Annotated in this window: 1 tRNA gene and 2 rRNA genes; all 3 read left to right on the forward strand. The window is 50.1% G+C overall.

What is annotated here, in order from left to right:
- Positions 1-1166: ribosomal RNA gene (locus HMPREF2764_RS00590) — 16S ribosomal RNA — on the forward strand; the annotation flags it as partial.
- 51 nt (positions 1167-1217) lie between these two features.
- A tRNA-Ala gene (locus HMPREF2764_RS00595) sits at positions 1218-1290 on the forward strand.
- Between the two features lie 125 nt (positions 1291-1415).
- Positions 1416-2621, forward strand: a 23S ribosomal RNA gene (locus tag HMPREF2764_RS00600); the annotation flags it as partial.

Genomic DNA, 2621 nt, shown 5'->3' on the forward strand with positions numbered 1-2621 from the left:
ACGGAAGTCTGACCGAGCAACGCCGCGTGAGTGAAGAAGGTTTTCGGATCGTAAAGCTCTGTTGTAAGAGAAGAACGAGTGTGAGAGTGGAAAGTTCACACTGTGACGGTATCTTACCAGAAAGGGACGGCTAACTACGTGCCAGCAGCCGCGGTAATACGTAGGTCCCGAGCGTTGTCCGGATTTATTGGGCGTAAAGCGAGCGCAGGCGGTTAGATAAGTCTGAAGTTAAAGGCTGTGGCTTAACCATAGTACGCTTTGGAAACTGTTTAACTTGAGTGCAAGAGGGGAGAGTGGAATTCCATGTGTAGCGGTGAAATGCGTAGATATATGGAGGAACACCGGTGGCGAAAGCGGCTCTCTGGCTTGTAACTGACGCTGAGGCTCGAAAGCGTGGGGAGCAAACAGGATTAGATACCCTGGTAGTCCACGCCGTAAACGATGAGTGCTAGGTGTTAGACCCTTTCCGGGGTTTAGTGCCGCAGCTAACGCATTAAGCACTCCGCCTGGGGAGTACGACCGCAAGGTTGAAACTCAAAGGAATTGACGGGGGCCCGCACAAGCGGTGGAGCATGTGGTTTAATTCGAAGCAACGCGAAGAACCTTACCAGGTCTTGACATCCCTCTGACCGCTCTAGAGATAGAGTTTTCCTTCGGGACAGAGGTGACAGGTGGTGCATGGTTGTCGTCAGCTCGTGTCGTGAGATGTTGGGTTAAGTCCCGCAACGAGCGCAACCCCTATTGTTAGTTGCCATCATTCAGTTGGGCACTCTAGCGAGACTGCCGGTAATAAACCGGAGGAAGGTGGGGATGACGTCAAATCATCATGCCCCTTATGACCTGGGCTACACACGTGCTACAATGGCTGGTACAACGAGTCGCAAGCCGGTGACGGCAAGCTAATCTCTTAAAGCCAGTCTCAGTTCGGATTGTAGGCTGCAACTCGCCTACATGAAGTCGGAATCGCTAGTAATCGCGGATCAGCACGCCGCGGTGAATACGTTCCCGGGCCTTGTACACACCGCCCGTCACACCACGAGAGTTTGTAACACCCGAAGTCGGTGAGGTAACCTTTTAGGAGCCAGCCGCCTAAGGTGGGATAGATGATTGGGGTGAAGTCGTAACAAGGTAGCCGTATCGGAAGGTGCGGCTGGATCACCTCCTTTCTAAGGATAAGGAACTGCGCATTGGTCTTGTTTAGTCTTGAGAGGTCTTGTGGGGCCTTAGCTCAGCTGGGAGAGCGCCTGCTTTGCACGCAGGAGGTCAGCGGTTCGATCCCGCTAGGCTCCATTGGTGAGAGATCACCAAGTAATGCACATTGAAAATTGAATATCTATATCAAATAGTAACAAGAAAATAAACCGAAAACGCTGTAGTATTAATAAGAGTTTATGACTGAAAGGTCAGAAAAATAAGGTTAAGTTAATAAGGGCGCACGGTGGATGCCTTGGCACTAGGAGCCGAAGAAGGACGTGACAAACGACGATATGCCTTGGGTAGCTGTAAGTAAGCGATGATCCAGGGATTTCCGAATGGGGGAACCCAACAGGTACTACCTGTTACCCACATCTGTTAAGGATGTGAGGAGGAAGACGCAGTGAACTGAAACATCTAAGTAGCTGCAGGAAGAGAAAGCAAAAGCGATTGCCTTAGTAGCGGCGAGCGAAACGGCAGAAGGGCAAACCGAAGAGTTTACTCTTCGGGGTTGTAGGACTGCAATGTGGACTCAAAGATTATAGAAGAATGATTTGGGAAGATCAGCCAAAGAGAGTAATAGCCTCGTATTTAAAATAGTCTTTGTACCTAGCAGTATCCTGAGTACGGCGGGACACGTGAAATCCCGTCGGAATCTGGGAGGACCATCTCCCAACCCTAAATACTCCCTAGTGACCGATAGTGAACCAGTACCGTGAGGGAAAGGTGAAAAGCACCCCGGGAGGGGAGTGAAATAGAACCTGAAACCGTGTGCCTACAACAAGTTCGAGCCCGTTAATGGGTGAGAGCGTGCCTTTTGTAGAATGAACCGGCGAGTTACGTTATGATGCGAGGTTAAGTTGAAGAGACGGAGCCGTAGGGAAACCGAGTCTGAATAGGGCGCCTTAGTATCATGACGTAGACCCGAAACCATGTGACCTACCCATGAGCAGGTTGAAGGTGCGGTAAGACGCACTGGAGGACCGAACCAGGGCACGTTGAAAAGTGCTTGGATGACTTGTGGGTAGCGGAGAAATTCCAAACGAACTTGGAGATAGCTGGTTCTCTCCGAAATAGCTTTAGGGCTAGCGTCGACATTAGAGATTCTTGGAGGTAGAGCACTGTTTGGGTGAGGGGTCCATCCCGGATTACCAATCTCAGATAAACTCCGAATGCCAATGAATTATGGTCGGCAGTCAGACTGCGAGTGCTAAGATCCGTAGTCGAAAGGGAAACAGCCCAGACCACCAGCTAAGGTCCCAAAATAATTGTTAAGTGGAAAAGGATGTGGGGTTGCACAGACAACTAGGATGTTAGCTTAGAAGCAGCTATTCATTCAAAGAGTGCGTAATAGCTCACTAGTCGAGTGACCCTGCGCCGAAAATGTACCGGGGCTAAAACAATTTACCGAAGCTGTGGATACCTTT

Origin of the sequence: Streptococcus sp. HMSC073F11, from assembly GCF_001810785.1 — a bacterium.
GTDB lineage: Bacteria > Bacillota > Bacilli > Lactobacillales > Streptococcaceae > Streptococcus.